Genomic DNA, 841 nt, shown 5'->3' with positions numbered 1-841 from the left:
CCGTTGCAGTACGCGGACTATGCGATCTGGCAGCGCACGCACCTGGAGGGGGACGTCCTTGAAGGGCAGCTGTCCTATTGGGAGGAGCGATTATCGGGGGCCGCGAACCTTGGCCTTCCCACCGATCATGTCCGTCCCTCGGTCCAGAGCACGGAAGGTGCGAGCATCCAGTTGGAGCTGGACGGTGATCTGCGCGACGCGCTGGTCTCCTTGGGCCGTGAGGAGGGCACGACGCTCTTTATGACGTTGCTCTCGGCCTTCAAGGTGTTGATGTACCGTTACAGCGGACAGGAGGACGTGAGCATCGGTACGCCCATTGCGAACCGGACCCAGGAGGAGCTCGAGGGTATGATCGGTTTCTTCGTGAACACCCTTGTGCTGCGCAGCGACCTTGGCGGGGACCCCGGTTTCCGGGAGCTGTTGCAACAGGTGAAGGGTACGACCCTTGGTGCGTACGACCACCAGTCGGCGCCCTTCGAGAAGGTGGTGGACCGCGTGGTGAAGACCCGCGATATGAGCATGCCGCCCCTGTTCCAGGTACTTTTCGCCCTACAGAACACCCCTGAAGAAGATGGGGGCGCTACGGCGGATACCGTATTGGAGGCCTCCCCTTACGAGGACGAGGATACGACCTCCAAGTTCGATCTGTCCCTATCCGCTTTCGAGGACGCCTCCGGTATTTCATTGGAGCTCGAGTATTGCACGGACCTTTTCAATGCCGATACGATCGCGCGCATGCTCTCCCATTACAGGGAGCTTTTGCGCAGTATCGTGGCCGATCCCGCATCTCGTATCACGGACCTGTCGATGCTGACCTTCCCGGAGGAGAGACAGCTTTTGG

Annotated in this window: 1 protein-coding gene; it reads left to right on the top strand. The window is 60.3% G+C overall.

The genetic code is table 11. The features are described 5' to 3' along the window. Positions 1–3: 3 nt before the first annotated feature. The coding region (locus ACRD7P_RS20945; RefSeq protein WP_430909754.1) for a condensation domain-containing protein at positions 4–841 on the top strand (838 nt) is incomplete at its 3' end.

It is taken from the genome of Maribacter sp. 2-571 (genome assembly GCF_050589625.1).
Lineage (GTDB): Bacteria > Bacteroidota > Bacteroidia > Flavobacteriales > Flavobacteriaceae > Pelagihabitans.
The sequence above is the reverse complement of the archived record's forward strand: the minus strand, read 5'-3'. Positions and strand labels throughout refer to the sequence as shown.